The sequence below is a fragment of the Halobacillus sp. BBL2006 genome (assembly GCF_000786645.1).
Taxonomy (GTDB): Bacteria; Bacillota; Bacilli; order Bacillales; family Halobacillaceae; genus Halobacillus.
Map to the genome: position 1 here is coordinate 1 of NZ_JRNX01000291.1, position 4,365 is coordinate 4,365.

The 4,365-nt window shown below is 39.7% G+C and carries 3 protein-coding genes and 1 pseudogene; 2 read left to right on the plus strand and 2 right to left on the minus strand.

Annotated features, from left to right (window positions below; genetic code table 11):
• Nucleotides 1–43 precede the first annotated feature (43 nt).
• Entirely contained in the window at nt 44–814 is a 771-nt protein-coding gene (locus LD39_RS09500) for a hypothetical protein (protein ID WP_035545563.1), read from the plus strand.
• Nucleotides 811–2,103: a glycosyltransferase gene (locus LD39_RS09505; RefSeq protein WP_035545565.1), complete on the plus strand. Its 1,293-nt coding sequence runs from the start codon at nt 811–813 to the stop codon at nt 2,101–2,103. Before LD39_RS09500 ends, LD39_RS09505 begins: the two co-directional genes overlap by 4 nt.
• Before the next feature lie 31 nt (nt 2,104–2,134).
• Here the strand turns inward: LD39_RS09505 and LD39_RS09510 are convergent, their stop codons facing one another.
• Nucleotides 2,135–3,646 carry an S-layer homology domain-containing protein gene (locus LD39_RS09510; RefSeq protein ID WP_035545566.1) on the minus strand — a complete coding sequence of 504 codons (1,512 nt, stop codon included), beginning with the start codon at nt 3,644–3,646 and terminating at the stop codon, nt 2,135–2,137.
• 155 nt (nt 3,647–3,801) lie between these two features.
• Nucleotides 3,802–4,365, minus strand: a pseudogene (locus tag LD39_RS23070) (glycoside hydrolase family 13 protein); the annotation flags it as partial.

The following is a 4,365-nucleotide window of genomic DNA, read 5'->3' on the forward strand; positions in this document are numbered from 1 at the left end:
TTCATTCCATTATAATAAACAGTAATCAGGAAGGAGGGGCTGTATGGGACGACAAAAAATGCGGCTTGCCTTTTTATTATGGGGGGCAAGCTTTGTCTTTTTATTTTACACAATGGAGCCGATCGTTCACCCGGGGATCCTATTGTGTTTCCTGTTACCCGTATTCGTCTTTCTTACTCTAAATGAAAAGGTGTCATTTCTTCTGTTTATCATCTTTACTACATTATTCTCTTTGCTTCTATTAAGCTGGGCTTTTATCGATAATTGGTCAACCATAACCCAGCTGAAATGGATCGGAATTCATGCAGTAGTACTGGTCCACTTATGGTCTAGTTATGTTATAGCTAAGTGGACCTCTTACCTTATCCAAAAAAATAGGGAATTGAGTAAGAAAGTGATTGAGTTGGAAGAATATATAGCTGATACACAAATCTTATCCAAGCGTGAATTTGAAAAACAAAAGAATTTGATCGTAACCACAATGGTAAGAAAAAAAGAGGCGGGATTTCTTGTTTATGTCAATATGGATAATCTCCCTACAAACGTAAAGAAGACAAGCTTTGCTAAAGTTTCTGAAGTGGTATATCAGTCTATTCGTGAGTATTTTGATATTGTTGGAAAGCATGAGACAAACAAGATTGTGTTTCTTTTACAAAATACGAATGAACAAGGTTTGAATGTCGTCAAAAATAGAATTATTTCAAAATTATCCCTGATTTATACAGAGGAAGCTCTATCTGCATTGGAATGGAAGAGCGAACACATTGGCTATGGCGCCGTAGTAGAAGAGGTTAGAGAGGGAGCACGCTCATGAAGAAGTTCATCATCTTATTAATTTTGCTGATGATAGGAGTGGCTTTCAGCATTTGGGCAGGGATTTTTACAATACGGGCACTTCTTATGTTCACAACGGTTTTATTTTTAATTCTATTATTATATTACTCTCTGCTGACATTCGCTGGTCTCTACTACCGTACGAAAAAACAGCCTTCCATTCATTTGGAAAAATATCCAAATGTAGATGTTCTTATTCCAGCGCATAATGAAGCTGTCGTAATCAAGGATACCCTAGATGCTATGGTAAATATAAATTACCCGGGTTCTCTCCATATTTATGTTTTGAATGATAATTCTAAGGACGGAACTGGAGAAATAATTGAGGAATATGATCGGACATATCAACATGTCCATCATATCCGTGTACCTCCTGGCGAACCTAAAGGAAAATCACGGGTCCTGAATTATGGGTTAGAAATATCAGATGGAGAGTATTTTTGCGTTTATGATGCAGATAATCAGCCAGAACCAGGTGCATTGAAAAAACTAGTGGAAGTTGCCCATATTGAAAAAGACGCAGCTGGAGCTGTTGGGTATGTGAAAACGAGGAATGAAACCAAAAACCTTTTAACACGCATGATATCCATTGAATTTCAAGTGTTCCAATTGTTAATGCAGTCGGGAAGATGGCAGTTGTTTAAGACTGGTTCTTTGACCGGAACCAATATGCTCGTACGCCGTTCAGTCATCGAAGATCTAGGAGGATACGATCCTTATGCTATTGCAGAGGATGCAGAATTGACACTGCGTATAACCAGGCAAGGTTTTTTTCTGCCAATTGTTCCCTTATCGGTGACTTGGGAGCAGGAGCCGGAAACCATGAGTGTTTATATCAAGCAGCGAACAAGGTGGTTACAAGGGAATTTATATATTGTAGAAAGAACACTGACTGTACCTGGATATTTTAAAGGCAAGCTCATGGTTCATTCCATCCATCAGCTTATGGTTTATGTTATCTTTTGGTTTTTTCTTGTCCTATCGTATGTATGGTTCTTGCTTGGGCTGTTGAATTTGTTTTCTATCACTTATTCGATTCCTTTAATGCTCATTTGGTATGTTGCTTACATCGTCTACACGAGTCAATTAATGAGCGCGCAAGCTGCAGAGAATAGTTTTACACCGAAGAACATCTTTACTAGTTTTCTTATGTATTTCACATATGCACAACTCTTTTCATTCCTGTTTGTGAGGAGTCTTATCTTCTATTTAAAAGCAAAACGGAGAAAGCAGGTTATAGGATGGGATAAAACCACACGATTTAAATAAGGGATGCTCATTCGTTGAGCATCCCTTTTTCTTATAGGCCTAAATAGTTTTCGAGTTCTTCAATTCGATCTTCGGAGTTCGCTAATTCACTGAAAGGAACGCGCTGACTTCGATTCATATTTTCCAACATTTGATCCATGAGCTCAGGACTGTCAAGGTAGTAAGGTGTACCGACTCGTTTCAGCTCAAATAGTCCCTGATCAATATTTGAAATTCCTCTGCTTGTGGTCAGTGACACTTCATAGCCGAGTTCTTTCAGCACCTTCTCCGTTGTCTCATTGTAAGAACCATAGGGATAAGTGAACAATTTCGGTTCATATCCCAGATGCTCTTTAATTTGATTGTGGAGCTTCATCGTATCTTGGCGAAAACGTTCTGCATGCTGGGCTTTTGTTTCTCCTTCTAATGGCAGCACACCTTGCCCATAACCATTGTCATCTGAAGGGGTGTGTAAGTTGTACGAATGGTTTTGAATATCTATGTGTCCACTATCGACCATCTCTTTCGCTTCCTCCCATGAAAAATGGGGAAGAATTTCATATTGATCTCCAATAGAGGTGTAGCGGCCGACACTCCAACCGATGATGGAGATAACTGCCTGCATATCTAATTTCTTTAGAATTGGATATGCGTACTGATAGTTGTCTCTGTAGCCATCATCAAACGTTACCATGATTGGGTTTTCAGGGAGTTCTTTTTCGCCGTTCTTATAGGCGATCAACTCTTTGGACGTAATGGTGTGATATCCCATTGCCTTGACGTAAAGCATGTCTTCATAAAATTTACGAGGAGAAATAACGATAGAATTCCAATCCGATTCATTTTTTGAAAGACTGTGATACATCAAAATAGGTACCTGAGTCACTTCTGATGGAGGAAGCGGTTGTTCTTCCTCTGGCTCATTCCCTGTCCCATTCGCATTCTCTTCTACTCGAAAGCTTTCATTTAAGATTCGTGATAGAAAAGTGGAAAACTCAGCTCTCGTCACTTCTCGCGACGGGCGGAAGGTATTGTCCTCATAGCCGGTCGTGATATTGTGGTTCAGCAAAGCAGCCACATATGGAAATGCCCAGTGATCAACAGTCATATCCTTGAACCCATCTGTTTCTCCGCCTTCTAGGTTATAGGCACGTATTAAAATAGCAGCAAGTTCAGAGCGTTTCAGGTGGGCATTTGGTTCGAATGTCCCATCTTTGTATCCATTGATGATTCCTTCGCTAGAGGCTGCATTAATATAGTCTTTTGCCCAATGTTCACCGACATCGGGAAACGATTGATCTTTCGAAATAGAATCTAGGTCGATCCCCAGTTCACTGATAATGACTTTGGAAGCTTCTGCGCGGGTAATAGGATCATTGGGCTGAAACGTTCCATCAGGATATCCATTCACAATCTCTTTTTCTACTAAATAATTGATTTCTTCTATTGCCCAGTGTCCCTGGGTATCTTCAAATTGCTCTGCAGCCCTTACTTTCGATGATGGAGAGACTGCGACAAGTGACAAAACCAACGTTACGACAATAAACCAAGTTAACTTTCTCATATGTATCCCCCAAAATTATACTCATTTCCCTATTATGGGACATCGTTATGGATATTTCTAGTAATTTTTTAAGTTTTTATATGAAAATATTATGAAAGATAACAAGTTTCATAATAATAAAAACCGCCCCTCCGATGCCGGAGGAACGGGTATGTTTATGCTGCAGATGCTGTCTTTTCTTTCCATGGAATGACGATAGCTTCATTTTCTGACTGCGGGTCAAAAATGAAGATATAGTCTCCATCCTCCTCAGGAGTGAAGCTCAAGTTACTTCCTTCGAGCCATTCTCCGTCACGAACATATTTAAATTCTATGGTTTCACCAGCGGTAAGCGAGATGGGCTCACTCTTCCATAGGTTATCTTCCTTATCAAAAGAAAGCAGGTGACGATCACTTTCCCAATCTAAAGGAGCAGAGCCTCTTAAGACGACTTTTGAGTACTTTTGCTCTTCACGCGGTGCTTCTTGACGCAATTTACCCTTCACGTCAAAAATCTGAATTGAACCTTCTTCTAATTGGACGTCTAGTGAGTATTTATGACTCTTCACTTTTTCTTCGTTCAATAGAGAGGTGAGCTGCACGCGGTTAGGTGATTTTTGATGATATAAATCAAAAATGTCTAAATGACGTGCGTTTTCTCCTTTATTGATTGTAACAAGGACATGATCTTTCGGCAGCTTACGCTCAAAAACAATCACATCATCATCAGAGTAAATGGC

Bases quoted from the DNA above. Each gene is read 5' to 3' on its own strand.
- LD39_RS09500 (WP_035545563.1), top strand. From the start codon at position 44: ATGGGACGACAAAAAATGCGGCTTGCCTTTTTATTATGGGGGGCAAGC.
- LD39_RS09505 (WP_035545565.1), top strand. From the start codon at position 811: ATGAAGAAGTTCATCATCTTATTAATTTTGCTGATGATAGGAGTGGCT.
- LD39_RS09510 (WP_035545566.1), bottom strand. From the start codon at position 3,646: ATGAGAAAGTTAACTTGGTTTATTGTCGTAACGTTGGTTTTGTCACTT.